Genomic DNA, 14,854 nt, shown 5'->3' on the forward strand with positions numbered 1-14,854 from the left:
CCGAGGGCGCGGATGCGGCTGAGCAGCCGCTCCGCATTGATGGAAAGGGCGCTCATGCCGTCACCCCTTGCGCCTGCCGGCGACCAATGACCTCCGCCGGGGTCATGCCGACGAGCTCGGCATAGCGCTCCGGATCCGTGGCGCCCTCGGTGTTGAAGAGCAGGACGCGCGAGGTTTCATCGAGGCCGACCGCTGCCCGGATGGCGGGGGTGGTCGCCGCCCGCACAAGCCCCGCCAGTCCCGCGCCACCGCTTTCTCCGGCGACGATCGCCGGATCGTTGCCGGACGGGCGCGCCAGCCGGTTCATCGCGGCAATGGCGTCCTGTTCATCGACGGTCATGAAGACGTCGGCGACGTGCTTGAGCACCCGCCAGGCGACAAGCGAGGGATCGTAACATTCGAGCATGGCCATCACCGTCGGCTCGCCATGGGCGATCTTCACGGGATGCCCGGCACGCGCCGTCTCGAAGATGCAGGCGGCACGCACCGGGTCGACAACGGTGAAGGTCGGCCGCCGGTCGCCGAATGTCAGCGCGAGGTGACCGCTGACGGCTGCGGCGACGCCACCGACGCCCGCCTGCACAAACACATGCGTCGGTGGTTCCGGCAGTCGGCGCAGCGCCTCCCGGACCATTGCCGTGTAGCCCTGCATCACCAGTCCGGGAATGCGCTCGTATCCCGCCCAGGACGTATCGGAGACGATCGTCCAGCGGTTCTCGGCCGCGACCCGCGCCGCTTCGGCAACAGTGTCGTCGTAGGTGCCGTCGACGCGGACCATCTCGGCGCCGAAGCGGGAGATCGCCGCCACGCGCGCCTCGCTGACGCCGCCGTGAACGAAGATGACCGCCTTCGCGCCCACAAGCTCGGCCCCTTGCGCCACCGAGCGGCCGTGATTGCCGTCGGTCGCGCAGGCGAACGTCATCGACGCCGCCACGGCCTTCGCCTCCGGCGAATGCAGTTCGGCGATATCGACCGCCCGCCCGAGGCGCCGTTCCGCCTCTTCCAGCACCAGCCGGATCACCGCATAGGCGCCGCCGAGCGCCTTGAAGCTGCCGAGACCGAGCCGATGGCCCTCATCCTTGACATGGACCGCGCCGACGCTGAGTTCGCGAGCGAGCGCCGGCAATGCATGCAGCGGCGTCTCGGCATGATTGGCGCGATGCGCGAGGAAGCGCTCGACCGTATCGGCCCCGCCTTCTCCGAGTGTTTCGGCATCGACGGGGTCGAGCGGGCTGTTATGGTGGGGATGGCTATTCAGCAGAAACATGGCCGCCCTCGTTCATTGTCGCGGGGGTGAGGAATGTGTGCGGGGTTTTCCGCCCGCATCCGGTCTCAAACCTCTCAGGTCGGCGAATATATATTGCACACAGCGCGAAAATTGCGCTGTATTCCGAGCGTTAAAATGCAAGTTTGTTTCATGAGGCCTCTTCCGTTGGCAAGAACCACTCCCGAAATCGCCCTCGATGCCTTCGACCTGGCGATCCTGAAGATCCTCCAGAAGGACAATGCCACGCCGCAACGCACGATTGGCGAGGCGGTCAATCTCTCGGCGCCGGCGGTACAGCGGCGCATCAAACGGATGGAGGAGGCGGGCGTGATTGCCGCCAATTGCGCCATTGTCGATCCGGCCAAGGTCGGCCAGCCGATCACGGTCTTCGTCGAGGTGGAAGTGATCAGCGAAACGGCCGCACTGATCGATGCGGCGAAGGTGGAGTTTTCGGCCGCACCGGAGGTGCAGCAATGCTACTACGTCACCGGCGAGGCGGATTTCATCCTGGTCATCGTCGTGGCGACCATGGCCGACTACGAGGCGCTGACGCGGCGCCTCTTCTTCGGCAACCACAACGTCAAGAAATTCCGCACCTTCGTCGCCATGGACCGGGTGAAGGTCGGGCTGACGGTGCCGCTCGGTGATCGAGCACCGGGATGATTTCTCCACGACTCAATTGCGTTGCGAACACTTAAAATCAGATGGGAATACTTGTCGGCGTTACTCGCGGCTGCGGCGCCTTCTGCGCCCGCCGCCTTCGCCATCGTCCGCCAGCACCTTGCGCGCGGGAAGCGTGACCACTTCGGCGAGTTTCGGGAAGGCATCCACCTTGTTCGGCATCGCCATGGCGTTGATGAAATGCTCCTGAAATTTCGGTTCAAGAGCCGTCTCTATCTTCTCGATTTTCCTCACCGTTTCCTCGATCTCGCGGCGGTGGCCGCGATTGAGGAGCGCCATCAGCGCGCCGGTGCCGGCGGCGTTGCCCACCGCCTTCACCTCGGTAAGGTCGCAATCCGGGATGAGGCCGAGCACCATGGCGTATTTCGGATCGATGAAGGAGCCGAAGGCGCCGGCAAAGCGGATCGTGTCGACATGCTCGACGCCCTGCTTTTCCATCAAGAGCTTGATGCCGGCATAGAGCGCCGCCTTGGCAAGCTGGATTGCCCGGATGTCGTTCTGCGTGACGGTGATGCGCTGGTCGCCCTCATGCAGAAGATAGGAGAAAGTGCGGCCGTTCGGCACGATGCGCGGGCTTTTCGCGGCCATGGCGCCGTCGACGACGCCATCCTGCGAAATGATCCCGGTCAGATACATTTCCGCGACGACCTCGATGATCGCCGAGCCGCAAATGCCGGTGACGCCGACGGCGGCGGTGGCTTCCGCAAAGCCCTCCTCATCCGACCACTTGTCGACGCCGATCACGCGGAAGCGCGGCTCCAGCGTCTCGGGGTCGATGCGCACGCGCTCGATCGCGCCGGGGGCGGCGCGCTGGCCGGAGGAGATTTCCGCACCTTCGAAGGCCGGACCGGTCGGTGAAGACGCGGCGACGACGCGTTGCCGGTTGCCGAGCACGATCTCGGCATTGGTGCCGACATCGACGAGCAGCATCATCTTATCCTGCCGGTGTGGGCCTTCCGAAAGTGTCGCACCGGCGGCGTCCGCCCCGACATGGCCGGCGATGCAGGGCAGCGTATAGAGCCTCGCACCGCGATTGACCTCGATGTCGATCTCGTGCGCCCAATATTGCAGCGCGCCGGAGACGGCGAGCGCGAAGGGTGCCTGGCCGAGTTCCGTCGGGTCGATGCCGAGGAACAGGTGGTGCATGATCGGGTTGCCGACGACCACCATGTCGAGGATGTCGTGGCGGTCGACCTCGCTCTCGGTGCAGACCTTGCCGATCAGGCCGTTCACCGCCTCGCGCACCGCCTTGGTCATCGCCTCGCGGCCGTCGGGGTTCATCATCACGTAGGAGACGCGGCTCATCAGATCCTCGCCGAAGCGGATCTGCGGGTTCGACGCGCCCGAGGAGGCGACGATGCGACCGGAGAGGAGCGACACCAGATGCATGGCGATCGTCGTCGAGCCGATGTCACAGGCGACGCCATAGGCCTCGTTCTTGAGGCCGGGCCAGAGGCCGACGATGAAGGGACGCGAGGAATCCATGTCGCGGTGGATCGCGGCAGTGACGGCCCAGTTGCCCTTGCGCAGGATGCCTTGCACCTGCGGGATCAGGTGCGGCGCGATCAGCAGATCCTTCCAGCCCCAGTCCTTTTCGAGCATTGCTTTCATTCGGTCGAGATCGCCGAGCGGCTTGTGCATGTCCGGTTCGTCGACTTCGACATAGCAAAGCTGGACGGCGGCATTGCGCTCGATCACCCGGTCGGTTGCGGCCTTCCGTACCACCTGGGCATTGATGACGGTGTCCTGCGGCACGTCGATGACGAGATCGCCGAGAATCTGGGAGGAGCAGGAAAGACGGCGGCCATCCGGCAGTTCGCGTACGCTGGCGTAGCGCTGCTCCTTCGGACCAATCGGCGAGATGTGGTCGTTCGAGGAGACGATCTTGTGCTTGGCGAAGTTGCCTTCCTGCACGGAAACCTGGCAGCGCCCGCAGGTCGCGCGCCCGCCGCACACGCTTTCGACATAGACCCCGAGCGAACGAGCGGCGTCGAGGATCGGCGTGCCGACCGGGAAGCGCCCGCGCTTGCCCGAGGGCATGAACAGCACCAGCGGATCGTCCTTGTTTTCCTTCGAGGACACGTTCAGCATCTTTCTGCCTCGCCAGCGGATTACTTCGAGAGCCGGCGGGCATTGGCCCGCACGCGCTTGGCATAAGGGCGCAGCGCCGCCGCCGTCACCCGCCTGTGGCCGGTCGCCGGCAACTTGCCGCCGGCAAGAGCTGCGACCGCGCTCATGCCTTCCTTAAGCAGCGCCACATGGGCGGCGACGACGCTTTCGGCTGCCGCCGCCATCTTCTCCGTCACCATGCGGCTCGCCTCCACGTAGTCGGTCGCGGAGCCGGTCATGGCGGCAATTGTCATCGCCTGCGTGCGCGCCGCGATGACCATCGGCGCCTGGAACCAGAGTGCCGTCAGATCCCTGACGATGGAGGCGCCTTTTGCCATGATTATTCCGCCCTTGCGCCAGCACCGGCGCGGGCTGCACGTCCACCACGACGTCCACCGCCGCCGGCGGCAGCCGGTTGAGCAGCTGCCACGGCATGGCCGCCCTCGGCTGGCTTGTGGTCGCGATAGGTCATGATCCAGTTGGTGCAGTTCGCGTCGGTGCCGTTCAAGACGTTGGCTGCGCGCACAGCTTCCATTTCCTGCGGACGGCAGGGGTTCATGATTGCCGAGGTCATGCCGGCGCCGATCACCATCGGGATGAAGCCGGCGTTGATGCCGTGGCGATGCGGCAGGCCGAAGGAGATGTTGGAGAGGCCACAGGTGGTGTTGACCTTCAGTTCTTCGCGAAGACGACGAAGCAGGGCAAAGACCTGCCGGCCCGCATCGCCCAAGGCGCCGATCGGCATGACGAGCGGATCGACGACGATATCGTGCGGCTTGATGCCGTGATCCATGGCGCGCTCGACGATCTTCTTGGCGACGGCGAAGCGGACGTCGGGGTCCATGGAAATGCCGGTCTCGTCGTTGGAGATCGCGACGACCGGTACGTCGTATTTCTTCACGAGCGGCAGGATCGCTTCCAGCTTCTCCTCTTCGCCGGTGACCGAATTCACCAGCGGACGGCCCTTGGCGACGCGCAGGCCAGCCTCGATCGCGGCGGTGACGGAGCTGTCGATCGACAGCGGTACGTCGACGAGGCCCTGGACGATCTCCAGCGTCCTGACGAGCAGCGGCGGCTCGGTCTCGTTCGGGTTGACAGCCGTCACGCCCGCGTTGACGTCGAGCATGGTGGCGCCGGCGGCGACCTGCTCCAGCGCATCCTTGATCACGGTTTCGAAATTGCCTTCGATCATCTCGGCGGCGAGCTTCTTGCGGCCGGTCGGGTTGATGCGTTCGCCGATGACGCAAAAGGGCTGGTCGAAGCCGATGACGATTTCGCGGGTGGCGGAAGCGACGATGGTGCGGGTCATGTAAGATCCTTTGATCCTGAGCGTGGGGCTATGTAATAGGCCCCGTCTTGGTTTGTAAGGCGCCGGACGGGCCGAAACGCCGGTTTTCCTCTGATATCGAATGTGGGGCAGCGCGATTTCGCGCCCGAACGTCTTAGTGCGGGTGGTGTGCCGCGGCCTCCGCCATCTGCTCCTGGTTCTCCTCGATGCCCTCGCGGAGATGTTCGAGCCGCTCGGCGACCATCGCATCGCTCGGCAGACCTTCGCGCTTCCACGGTCTGCGGCCCTTCAACACGCCGGATTCATGGACGATCTCAGCGACATATTCCTCTTGCCGATAGGCCATGACGTGGACGCCCGAGACGCCCTCGATCTCCTTCACCTCGTTGATGATGTCGATGCAGAGCTGCTTGCCTTCCTTCTTCTGGTCCTGCGCGCCCTCGAGGCGCGCAACGACGCTGTCGGGAATATGGATGCCCGGCACGTTGGAGCGGATCCAGCGGGCAGTCTTGGCGGAGGCCATCGGCCCGACGCCGACGAGGATGAAGCACTTCTCGTGCAGGCCGAGGTCGCGCACCTTCTTCATGTACTCGCGGAACATTGGCACGTCGAAGCAGTACTGGCTCTGCACGAACTGCGCGCCGGCCTCGATCTTCTTTGCGAGCCGGTATGGGCGGAAATCGTAAGGCGGCGCGAAGGGGTTGATCGCGGCGCCCAGGAAAACGTGCGGCGGCGTCGTCAGCTTGCGGCCGGAGAGGAACTTCGAATTGTCGCGCATGATGCGGACCGTCTCGAGCAGCGACATGCAGTCGAGGTCGAAGACCGGCTTTGCACCCGGCTGGTCGCCGGCCTGCACGCCGTCGCCGGTCAGGCACAAGATGTTCTGCACGCCCATGGCGGAAGCGCCGAGCACGTCGCCCTGGATGGCGATGCGGTTCTTGTCGCGGCAGGCGATCTGCATGATCGGCGCATAGCCCATTCGCGTCAGAAGCGCGCAGATGCCGACCGACGACATATGGCAATTGGCGCCGGAGGCGTCGACCGCGTTGATGCCGTCCACCCAGCCGTCGAAGATCGCCGCGCGCTCGTAAACGTCCTCGGGATTGGCGCTGTCCGGCGGGTTGAGTTCGGCGGTCACGGCGAATTCGCCGCGGCGCAGCACACGCTCCAGCCGTCCGCGCGAGGAATGGCCGGGCAGGGGATCGAGCGGGGCGCTCGGATCGTGAGGATTGATATCCGGGCTCATTGCTGCTGGCCTTCCTTCTTCGCTGCTTCGCGGGCGGCCGCGGCTTCCGCCGTCACCCGCAACCAGGAGGACGTTTCGCGCAGCGACTGGTTGACCGGCTTCTGCACATTCATGATCGCGTTACCCTTCACCATGTTCTGCGAGCCCTTCCACGCCTGCACCCAGACGCAGGGCATGTCCGGCTCAACCTCGCAATTGCCGTTGGCCCGCACGCCGCCGCAGGGGCCGTTCCGGAGCTGCTTCGGACAATTCATCGGGCAGGACATGCCGGTAGAGGACAGCGCGCACTGGCCGCACATGCGACAGTCGAAGAGGAAGCCCTTGACGTGACGCTCGACGAAGGTCACCGGCCGTTCGACGCGGCCGTAGCCGATCGCGTTCCACAGCGGATGAAGCAGCAGGAACACGTCGGCGAAGCGGTTGTAGAACCATTCGAGGAAGCGCGAGTGGCGCACAGCCCAGAGCCGCACGGTGTATTTGTGGCGCGAGCGGCGGCTCGGCGACACGTTCGTCGGCGTATATGCGCCCGTCGCCGCCTTTTTGGCGGGCTGGGCGTTGCCGGTTACGACCTTCGGGTCAGGCATTGTCCCGGCCTCCGGCCTTGACGAGCGCGACCAGCCGCTCTCTGTCATAGGTGGCTTCCAGTTCCGCCGCCGCCTTGTCGGCCTCCGCTTCCAGGTCGTCGGAGACCGGAACCGGATCGGCCTTGCGCCATTCGGCAAGGTAGTCGTCGGTCTCGGCGGCGCCGGTGCGCATCGCGCACATGTCGATCGCCTCGGTGAAGCGGAGCGACAGTTCACGTTTGGCGCTTTTGCGACCCTGTTTGATGATGACCTGGGCGGGAATGTCGCGCCAGTAGACGATGATGCGATCTGCCATAGGATTCCTGTTCTCCTCTAGACCCGACAATGCGCATGTCCATCCGCCGTCGCTCACCTTGCCACGACGTCGGATATGTCCAAAAACGACGCTCCCCAATCGTGTATCCGATAGGATGCGCATTCGTCGCGATTGGCCCTGCGCGCCTGCTTTCGGCGGTGGCGACACCGGGTTCGGGCCGGCCGGTACACCGCTATGGAAAAAATTGGCGACCGTGCGCGTCGCGCGGAAGAGTACCGTCGCGCACGGGACAGGGCGCCAAGGAACAGCGGGCCGCCTCGCTCGTTTAGAGCTTGAGGGCTCTGAACATGCGCGACGCGAATTTGCTATCAATCGTGGTGCTGGCGATCATCGTCGCCATCCTCGTGTTCGCCGTCTTGGCGCTCATGGAGTGATGCCGGATCCCGCAGCGCCGCGCGCCGTGTCAGACGCGAGAAGGACGCTGTAGCGCTTTGAATTGATGCATGTTTTTATCCTCGAATCGGGGCGATTTAAGGAGGCATGCAGGAGAGCGCAGCGGCGCCGTCAATAGCCCGAGCTTCCGCCTCCTTGGCCGCCGCCGCCCATGCCGCCACCTCCCGAGGAACCCGCGCTGCCGGCCTGACTGGGCGGAGGAGGGGCTGTATTCTGCGTGGTTTGGCTGGTCGTGCATCCCGCGACCGCCAGGAGCGCTGTCGCAATCGCGACGACGAGAGATTTGCGGTCCATGGTCTTCTCCAATCATGGAGGTTGTGGCGAAGCGTGTAATGTTCCGCCACTTGCTGGTCAAAAACATGGCGCGGAGCGGTGGCGCGCCCGATGATCGCCGGTCACGCAAACAGGCAAAGCCTTCGGAAGCGCCACGGACCGTGTCTTACGGGCAGGCGCCCAGTAGGAAGGGCAGGTTTGTCACCCCAAGAATGCTCGCCGGCCGGAGGCCGGGCGGGAAAGCGGCCGGTTTACGGCTACGCCGCATCCACGACGGCTGTCGCCGCGCGATTTCGGTCAAGCTCGACCAGCACCCTGAGGGCGGCCTCTGCGTCTTCTTCGGTGAGACCTCCAAGGATCTGATCGGCAAACACCACCGGCACGCCGGTCACATTGTCCCACACCGTCCAATGGTCGGTCGGATCGAGAACGAGTTCATAGCGCTCTTGTGACATTGCGTTCTCCCCACTTTCTCACTTCTTTACCAGATTCGGCGTCGCAAGCCATTGCAAACACAGGTCCAGCGCGGCGGATGGTACCCATGCCGCAAGGAAGTTCGATCGGCCTGCCTCCGCCGCCACATACGCGGCGCAGTCGCCGTGAGGCCAACCGTTAGCGCACGAGGCTTAAGCATAGGTGTATCCAGGGAGCCGAGAGGCTCGACGGAGGATCCGCGGTCACTGTATCCGCCCACTTGCTCAGAGGTCGCGAAGATCGAGTTCCGCCGCCAGCATGTCGAGAAAGGCGCGAACCTTGGCGGGCATCGATCGCCCCTCCTTCCAGAGAGCATGGATCGGCACCGGTACCGACTCGAATGACTCAAGTACGATTTCGACCTGTCCTTCATCGACCAGCCGCCTGATCTGCCACAGGGGAGAATAGCCAAGCCCAAGACCCTGAGATACGGCTGCATAGATCGAAATCATCGAATCGACACGCAAGGGACCGGTAACCTTGACCGCGCGCGGTTTTCCGTCGATTTCGAACATCCACTCACCGAAGCGTTGGCCGACAGTACGCAGGATGCAATGATGATTGGCGAGCTCGGAAGGGTGGCGCGGGCGGCCATGCCGATCGAGGTAGGAGGGCGCGCCGAAGACCACGCGCCGCAGTTTCCCAAGTCGTCTCGCCCGCAGGTTCGAGTCCGGCAATTCGCCGATGCGGACTACCAGATCGATGCTTTCCGCCGCCAGGTCCACAAAGGCATCCGATAGCAGCAGGTCCACCTCGACTTCGGGATAGCGGTGCATGTAGCGAGCAACGATCGGCATCAGGAATTCCGGCCCGAACAGCACCGGGGCGCCGAGCCGGAGAATGCCGGACGGTTGTATCCGACGGTTCGCGGCTTCGAGCTTTGCTTGCTCAAGTTCCTCGATTGCCGGTTTGATGCGTTGATAGAAGGTCATGCCCGCCTCACTCGGCGTCGAGCGGCGGGTCGTTCGATGTACGAGCTCGACGCCGACCGACGCCTCAAGGGTAGCCAGCGAACGGCTCACCGACTGAAGCGACCGGTTAAGGTGTCGCGCGGCAGTCGTGAGGCTTCCATATTCTACGATCGCCAGAAAGGCCTCGTAGTCTTCCAACCTGTCCATGATTTTACCGGTTTGCGAGATAGTGTGTCTCGCATTGTCAATATTGTCTCACAGAATGGCAAGATCATATCTTCCCAGTGACAGAAGCACTCGTACCAGGAGCATACAAGGTGACCGCTACATATCCGACCGTGCTCGTGATCGGAGCAACCGGCAGGTTCGCAGGTCTAGTCGTACCGGAACTCGCCCGTCGGGGAGCAAGGCTCCGCGCTCTCATCCGCGATCCGGCCAAGGTTGACGCCGCGCAAGGCTCAGGCATTTCGGAGGCGGTCATCGGTGACTTGCGAAATCGGGAAAGCCTCGATGAAGCCGTGCGTGGCGTCGATGGCGTCTTTCACATCGGACCCGCCCTCGCGCCGGACGAGGCTGCGCTGGGCATCACGCTGATAGAGGCGGCGAGGAGGGCAGGCGTCCGGAAGTTTGTCTTCTCCTCGGTTGCTCAGCCGACGAACACGCGTCTCAAGAATCATGCCAGCAAGATACCGGTCGAGGATGCGCTTTATTCCTCCACGCTGGACTACACGATCCTGCACCCGGTCAACTTCATGCAGAACATTGCATCGGCCTGGCCGTCGATTATCGAAACCGGCGTCTTTTCCGAACCCTTTCCGAAGACCGCGAAGGTCGCGCGCGTCGACTATCGGGATGTGGCGGAGGTTGCGGCCATAGCGCTCACGAGCGACCGCTTGTCCTATGCGACGCTGGAGCTCGCTGCGGAAGGCCGGCCGAGCCGGGAAGAAATCGCGACGCTCATGTCGGAGGCACTCGGGCGTCCGATCGTCGCCGGCGAGCCAAGCTTCGAGGCATGGGCGAAAGCCGCGCGCCACGGCTACAGCGATCGGCAACTGGCCCTCCTGTCCAAGGTGCACGAGCATTATGCGCTTTACGGTCTCGGCGGAAACAGCCTGACGCTCCGAGCAGCGCTCGGTCGCGAGCCGCGAACGCTGCGAAGCTATGTAGAGGAACTCGCGCAGCAAGCCGCATAAGCAGATTTATCCACCCGACGTTCAGAACCAACGAAAAGGATTTTCGAATGCTTACACTTGTGCGCAATTCACTGAGGATAAAGAAACTTCCCTCGCGCTACGCGGTCATCGTCATGCCACTGATACTCTCGGTGCTCATGTCCGGAATCGTGTCAGCGGTATCGACTCTGATGAATGCCGGGAGGGATCAGTTCGCCGCGACTTGGCCCCACGCCTGGGCCGCGTCCTGGCTCATTGCCTTCCCCAGCCTGCTGCTGCTGCTTCCCGTCGTTCGCCGGATCGTTGGGGCGATCGTCGAGCAGCGGGCCTGAATTCGATCCAAATCTCAAGCGTCGATCAGCGACTGCGTCAGATCGCCATAGCCGGTGAAGCGATATTCGTATTCGAGGCCGAGCCTTTCGGCGGCGCGGCGGGCCTTTTCCTGTAGCGCCTTATCCTCCACCTGCGAGAGGTAGACGAGCTTGCGGTAGTGGCCGAAATACATGTCGCGCAGTTCGGGATGCCGGTCGAGGCCGAGCGGTTCGATGACGAAGGCCTCGAACTGGCGGGCGAGGAAGTCGGTGAGGAAGAAGGCGCTGAGGTCGTCGTCCCAGCGCTTGGCGAAATCGGCGTTGCCGGCGAAGAAGGAATAACAGTGCGGGCCGGGGATGCGTGTCACGCCTTCCTCCTCGCAAAGCCGGTCGAGTTCACCGCCGGTGCCGCAATCGGCATAGGCGATGAAGATGCGCTCGAAGCCCTCTTCACGCGCCCGCGCGATCGCCTCGCGCAGGCCCGGTGTGATCTTTTCCGGGGTGTTGTGCCAGATGGCGGGCAGGCAATGGAGATCGATGTGCTCGAGCCCGTTGGCCTCGCAGATGGCAAGGATTTCGCGCGCGATCGCTCCACAACCAATGACGTGAACTTTCTTCGGTTGTGCACGTTCTCTTGCCGACGGTCTGTTTTCCATCTTTATTCCGCCTTGCAGCAACATGAAGGAATCATGGTCATGACAACAAAAGCTCTGGCGACGATCGCCGCTGTCCTGGTGGCGCTGGCAACCCTGAGTTCCTGCGCCAACACGATACGCGGCTTGGGTCAGGATACTGCAAACGCCGTGAACGCGACACAGGGGGCCGGCCACAGGGTCGCCAAGGCCGCCAACTGACGGCTCCGACGGGCAGCGCGCCTGAGAGTGGCGCCATTCCTCGCTGCCCCTGAATATAGGAAAGCCGGCTGCAGTCTTCATCCAAGCAGCCGGCTTCTTTTTTGAAAGTCCCTTAAGTCTTAGCCGGCCGCCAGTCGGTTGTGCTTGCGCTTCATGAAGTCCTTGGCAGTCTCGACGGCGACGGCGGCATCGCGGCAATAGGCGTCTGCACCAACGGCCTTGCCGAATTCCTCGTTGAGCGGCGCGCCGCCGACGAGAACGACGTAGTCGTCGCGCATGCCCTTTTCCTTCATCGTGTCGATAACGACCTTCATGTAGGGCATGGTCGTCGTCAAGAGCGCCGACATGCCGAGGATATCCGGCTGTTCGCGTTCGATCGCTTCCAGATAGTTCTCGACCGGATTGTTGATGCCGAGATCGACGACGTCGAAGCCGGCGCCTTCCATCATCATGCCCACAAGGTTCTTGCCGATGTCGTGGATGTCGCCCTTGACGGTGCCGATGACCATCTTGCCAAGCTTGGGTGCGCCGGTTTCGACAAGCAGCGGACGCAGGATGAACATGCCGGCCTTCATCGCGTTGGCCGACAGCAGAACTTCCGGCACGAAGAGAATGCCGTCGCGGAAGTCGATGCCGACGATGCGCATGCCCTCGACGAGCGCCTGGGTGAGGATGTCGTAAGGCGTCCAGCCCCGTTCGAGGAGGATTCGCGTCCCTTCCTCGATTTCCTCCTTGAGACCGTCGTAAAGGTCGTCATGCATCTGCTGCACGAGTTCCTCGTCGGAAAGGTCCGCGAGAATGATTTCATCGTCTGCCATATTAGGGGTTCCTCGGTTCCTGGCACGGTAGTCTTCGCGGTGATCTGGCTCGATCGGGCACGATCCGGACGCGTTGTCCATCCTTAGCGGTCCAAACCTAAAAAACTCTTTTTGAAAGCGACGTCGCATATGATGAAAAGCGACGGCGCCGGTGGTTCGTCCGCGGTTCCATAGTCCTACCGCATCTCAGCCGCGTACGGAATCAGGTGCCCGGTAAAATTCTGCAACAGTTCAAGATGTTACATTCGGCTGTATCAAGTTCGCACAAGAATTTTGGTGGGCGTGGCGCAGATTCTGGGGCTCTGTCGGCCCTTGACGGATCTCAAGGTTGAGTGTCTGAGATGCGCCACGCGTTGGCGCATTGAGACCCGTACCGGTTCGGCGGCTTGGTAGCATTAGCCCAAAATCGATCCCGGCGCATGGTTTCGACCGTTGGTATCGGCCTTCGGAAGGAATATGCGCCACTTAATCAAAGCGTTGCCGCGTCCCTTGGAGAGCCAGAAAGGCGCGGCGGGAGAGGAATGAGCGAATGAGCGACGTGACAGAACAGGGCGCGGTTGAAGGCGGCGGACGCCGCGCGCGTGGTGAGGGACGTGGGGCGGCGGCGCGCCGGGCATCGCGCACCGGCGGCGGTCCGGGACCGTCTCTACCCTATATCCAGCGTAAGATTCGTGAATACGAGGTGCTCGACGAGGAAGGCCTGCAGCTCATCGAGCGCAACGCCGACACGGTGCTCGAGGAGATCGGCATCGAGTTCCGCGACGACCCCGAAGCGCTCGATCTCTGGAAGGCCGCCGGCGCCGACGTGCGCGGCCAGCGCGTTCACTTCCCGAAGGGGCTCTGCCGCGAGCTTTTGAAGACTGCGCCGTCGGACTTCACCTGGCACGCGCGCAATCCCGAGCGCAACGCCCATATCGGCGGCAAGGCGACGGTGTTCGCGCCGGTTTACGGCCCGCCCTTCGTCCGCGACCTCGACGGCAACCGCCGTTACGCGACGATCGAGGATTTCCGCAATTTTGTGAAACTCGCCTATATGGCGCCGTCGGTGCATTCCTCCGGCGGCACGGTCTGCGAGCCGGTCGACATCCCGGTAAACAAGCGTCATCTCGATATGGTCTACAGCCATATCAAATATTCCGACAAACCGTTTATGGGCTCGGTCACCGCGCCTGAGCGCGCCGAAGACACGATCGCCATGGCGAAGATCGTTTTCGGCGACGATTTCGTCGAGAACAACACGGTGACGCTGAACCTCATCAACGCCAACTCGCCGATGGTCTTCGACGAGACCATGGTGGGCGCGCTCAAGGTCTATGCACGCCACAACCAGGCCTGCGTGCTTTCGCCGTTCATCCTGTCCGGCGCGATGAGCCCGGTCACTGTCGCCGGCACGCTGACGCAGATTCTCGCTGAAGTGCTCGCGGGTGCCTCGTTCACGCAGCTCATCCGCAAGGGCGCGCCGGTGCTCTTCGGCACCTTCGCTGCCTCGATTTCGATGCAGTCGGGCGCGCCGACCTTCGGCACACCGGAGCCGTCGCTGGTCTCCTATGGCGCGGCGCAGCTTGCCCGCCGTCTCGGCCTGCCGTTCCGCACCGGCGGCTCGCTCTGCGGCTCCAAGGTTCCGGATGCCCAGGCGGCGCACGAGTCTGCGAACACGCTCAACATGACCCTGCTTGCCGGCACCAACTTTGTGCTGCATGCAGCCGGCTGGCTGGAAGGTGGCCTCGTCTCGTCCTACGAGAAGTTCATGATCGACCAGGACCAGCTCGGCATGATGCAGAAGATGGCCGAAGGCGTGGACCTTTCCGAAAACGCCCAGGCGCTCGACGCGATCCGCGAAGTCGGACCGGGCAGCCACTATCTCGGCTGCGCCCACACGCAGGCCAACTTCCAGACGGCCTTCTACCGTTCGCCGCTCGCCGACAACAATTCCTTCGAGCAGTGGGAAATCGAAGGCGAGAAGCGGATCGAGCAGCGCGCCAATGCGCTGGCCCGCAGCTGGCTCGAACACTACGAGGCGCCTTATCTCGATCCGGCAATCGACGAGGCGCTGAAGGACTATATCGCCAAGCGCAAGGACTCCATGCCGGACGCCTTCACCTGAAAGGCTCCCGAGAGAGCCAGGGAGCAAGGCGGTAGGGCGCAGGTGGCCGACAT

Annotated in this window: 17 protein-coding genes; 5 read left to right on the plus strand and 12 right to left on the minus strand. The window is 63.3% G+C overall.

Annotated features, from left to right (window positions below; all coding sequences use genetic code 11):
- Positions 1-52: 52 nt before the first annotated feature.
- A complete protein-coding gene (locus PZN02_RS15545; protein ID WP_280658847.1) occupies positions 53-1,267 on the minus strand; it encodes a diaminopropionate ammonia-lyase in 1,215 nt (404 codons plus the stop codon).
- 165 nt (positions 1,268-1,432) lie between these two features.
- Here PZN02_RS15545 and PZN02_RS15550 point away from each other — a divergent pair, with 165 nt between their 5' ends.
- Positions 1,433-1,930, plus strand: coding sequence for an Lrp/AsnC family transcriptional regulator (locus PZN02_RS15550; RefSeq protein WP_425336251.1), 498 nt, complete (start codon positions 1,433-1,435; stop codon positions 1,928-1,930).
- A gap of 60 nt (positions 1,931-1,990) precedes the next feature.
- Here PZN02_RS15550 and PZN02_RS15555 read toward each other — a convergent pair whose 3' ends face one another.
- From PZN02_RS15555 to PZN02_RS15595, 9 genes are all read right to left on the minus strand, one after another.
- Complete coding sequence (locus tag PZN02_RS15555; RefSeq protein WP_280658849.1) at positions 1,991-4,039, minus strand: ASKHA domain-containing protein; 2,049 nt, start codon at positions 4,037-4,039, stop codon at positions 1,991-1,993.
- Between the two features lie 20 nt (positions 4,040-4,059).
- Positions 4,060-4,395, minus strand: a complete 336-nt coding sequence (locus tag PZN02_RS15560; RefSeq protein WP_280658850.1) for a hypothetical protein — start codon at positions 4,393-4,395, stop codon at positions 4,060-4,062.
- Between the two features lie 2 nt (positions 4,396-4,397).
- Positions 4,398-5,366: a methyltetrahydrofolate cobalamin methyltransferase gene (locus PZN02_RS15565; protein ID WP_280658851.1), complete on the minus strand. Its 969-nt coding sequence runs from the start codon at positions 5,364-5,366 to the stop codon at positions 4,398-4,400.
- 133 nt (positions 5,367-5,499) lie between these two features.
- Entirely contained in the window at positions 5,500-6,591 is a 1,092-nt protein-coding gene (locus PZN02_RS15570; RefSeq protein ID WP_280658852.1) for a methylenetetrahydrofolate reductase, read from the minus strand.
- Positions 6,588-7,175 (minus strand): methylenetetrahydrofolate reductase C-terminal domain-containing protein, encoded by a 588-nt coding sequence (locus PZN02_RS15575; RefSeq protein WP_280658853.1) that lies wholly within the window; start codon positions 7,173-7,175, stop codon positions 6,588-6,590. Before PZN02_RS15575 ends, PZN02_RS15570 begins: the two co-directional genes overlap by 4 nt.
- Positions 7,168-7,470 (minus strand): virulence factor, encoded by a 303-nt coding sequence (locus PZN02_RS15580; RefSeq protein ID WP_280658854.1) that lies wholly within the window; start codon positions 7,468-7,470, stop codon positions 7,168-7,170. Before PZN02_RS15580 ends, PZN02_RS15575 begins: the two co-directional genes overlap by 8 nt.
- 525 nt (positions 7,471-7,995) lie before the next feature.
- The gene (locus PZN02_RS15585) at positions 7,996-8,178 is read right to left on the minus strand and encodes a hypothetical protein (protein WP_280658855.1); all 183 of its coding nucleotides are present in this window, start codon (positions 8,176-8,178) and stop codon (positions 7,996-7,998) included.
- 236 nt (positions 8,179-8,414) lie between these two features.
- The gene (locus PZN02_RS15590) at positions 8,415-8,612 is read right to left on the minus strand and encodes a hypothetical protein (protein ID WP_280658856.1); all 198 of its coding nucleotides are present in this window, start codon (positions 8,610-8,612) and stop codon (positions 8,415-8,417) included.
- A gap of 243 nt (positions 8,613-8,855) precedes the next feature.
- Positions 8,856-9,749: a LysR family transcriptional regulator gene (locus PZN02_RS15595; protein ID WP_280658857.1), complete on the minus strand. Its 894-nt coding sequence runs from the start codon at positions 9,747-9,749 to the stop codon at positions 8,856-8,858.
- Positions 9,750-9,859: 110 nt separating this feature from the next.
- On the opposite strand from PZN02_RS15595, the gene PZN02_RS15600 reads away from it, so the two are divergent.
- Both PZN02_RS15600 and PZN02_RS15605 read left to right on the plus strand, forming a co-directional pair.
- Positions 9,860-10,735: an NmrA/HSCARG family protein gene (locus PZN02_RS15600; RefSeq protein WP_280658858.1), complete on the plus strand. Its 876-nt coding sequence runs from the start codon at positions 9,860-9,862 to the stop codon at positions 10,733-10,735.
- Positions 10,736-10,782: 47 nt separating this feature from the next.
- The gene (locus tag PZN02_RS15605) at positions 10,783-11,046 is read left to right on the plus strand and encodes a DUF2798 domain-containing protein (RefSeq protein WP_280658859.1); all 264 of its coding nucleotides are present in this window, start codon (positions 10,783-10,785) and stop codon (positions 11,044-11,046) included.
- A gap of 14 nt (positions 11,047-11,060) precedes the next feature.
- On the opposite strand, the gene PZN02_RS15610 is transcribed toward PZN02_RS15605, so the two are convergent.
- Positions 11,061-11,681, minus strand: coding sequence for a DUF1638 domain-containing protein (locus tag PZN02_RS15610; protein ID WP_280658860.1), 621 nt, complete (start codon positions 11,679-11,681; stop codon positions 11,061-11,063).
- A gap of 39 nt (positions 11,682-11,720) precedes the next feature.
- Between PZN02_RS15610 and PZN02_RS15615 the strand changes: the two genes are divergently transcribed.
- Positions 11,721-11,879: an entericidin domain-containing protein gene (locus PZN02_RS15615; RefSeq protein ID WP_280658861.1), complete on the plus strand. Its 159-nt coding sequence runs from the start codon at positions 11,721-11,723 to the stop codon at positions 11,877-11,879.
- A gap of 119 nt (positions 11,880-11,998) precedes the next feature.
- Here the strand turns inward: PZN02_RS15615 and PZN02_RS15620 are convergent, their stop codons facing one another.
- A complete protein-coding gene (locus PZN02_RS15620) occupies positions 11,999-12,697 on the minus strand; it encodes a corrinoid protein (RefSeq protein ID WP_280658862.1) in 699 nt (232 codons plus the stop codon).
- 529 nt (positions 12,698-13,226) lie between these two features.
- Between PZN02_RS15620 and PZN02_RS15625 the strand changes: the two genes are divergently transcribed.
- Positions 13,227-14,801, plus strand: coding sequence for a trimethylamine methyltransferase family protein (locus PZN02_RS15625; protein WP_280658863.1), 1,575 nt, complete (start codon positions 13,227-13,229; stop codon positions 14,799-14,801).
- Positions 14,802-14,854 lie beyond the last annotated feature (53 nt).

It is taken from the genome of Sinorhizobium garamanticum (assembly GCF_029892065.1).
GTDB lineage: Bacteria > Pseudomonadota > Alphaproteobacteria > Rhizobiales > Rhizobiaceae > Sinorhizobium > Sinorhizobium garamanticum.

Bases quoted from the DNA above. Each gene is read 5' to 3' on its own strand.
- PZN02_RS15545 (WP_280658847.1), bottom strand. From the start codon at position 1,267: ATGTTTCTGCTGAATAGCCATCCCCACCATAACAGCCCGCTCGACCCC.
- PZN02_RS15555 (WP_280658849.1), bottom strand. From the start codon at position 4,039: ATGCTGAACGTGTCCTCGAAGGAAAACAAGGACGATCCGCTGGTGCTG.
- PZN02_RS15560 (WP_280658850.1), bottom strand. From the start codon at position 4,395: ATGGCAAAAGGCGCCTCCATCGTCAGGGATCTGACGGCACTCTGGTTC.
- PZN02_RS15565 (WP_280658851.1), bottom strand. From the start codon at position 5,366: ATGACCCGCACCATCGTCGCTTCCGCCACCCGCGAAATCGTCATCGGC.
- PZN02_RS15570 (WP_280658852.1), bottom strand. From the start codon at position 6,591: ATGAGCCCGGATATCAATCCTCACGATCCGAGCGCCCCGCTCGATCCC.
- PZN02_RS15575 (WP_280658853.1), bottom strand. From the start codon at position 7,175: ATGCCTGACCCGAAGGTCGTAACCGGCAACGCCCAGCCCGCCAAAAAG.
- PZN02_RS15580 (WP_280658854.1), bottom strand. From the start codon at position 7,470: ATGGCAGATCGCATCATCGTCTACTGGCGCGACATTCCCGCCCAGGTC.
- PZN02_RS15585 (WP_280658855.1), bottom strand. From the start codon at position 8,178: ATGGACCGCAAATCTCTCGTCGTCGCGATTGCGACAGCGCTCCTGGCG.
- PZN02_RS15590 (WP_280658856.1), bottom strand. From the start codon at position 8,612: ATGTCACAAGAGCGCTATGAACTCGTTCTCGATCCGACCGACCATTGG.
- PZN02_RS15595 (WP_280658857.1), bottom strand. From the start codon at position 9,749: ATGGACAGGTTGGAAGACTACGAGGCCTTTCTGGCGATCGTAGAATAT.
- PZN02_RS15605 (WP_280658859.1), top strand. From the start codon at position 10,783: ATGCTTACACTTGTGCGCAATTCACTGAGGATAAAGAAACTTCCCTCG.
- PZN02_RS15610 (WP_280658860.1), bottom strand. From the start codon at position 11,681: ATGGAAAACAGACCGTCGGCAAGAGAACGTGCACAACCGAAGAAAGTT.
- PZN02_RS15615 (WP_280658861.1), top strand. From the start codon at position 11,721: ATGACAACAAAAGCTCTGGCGACGATCGCCGCTGTCCTGGTGGCGCTG.
- PZN02_RS15620 (WP_280658862.1), bottom strand. From the start codon at position 12,697: ATGGCAGACGATGAAATCATTCTCGCGGACCTTTCCGACGAGGAACTC.
- PZN02_RS15625 (WP_280658863.1), top strand. From the start codon at position 13,227: ATGAGCGACGTGACAGAACAGGGCGCGGTTGAAGGCGGCGGACGCCGC.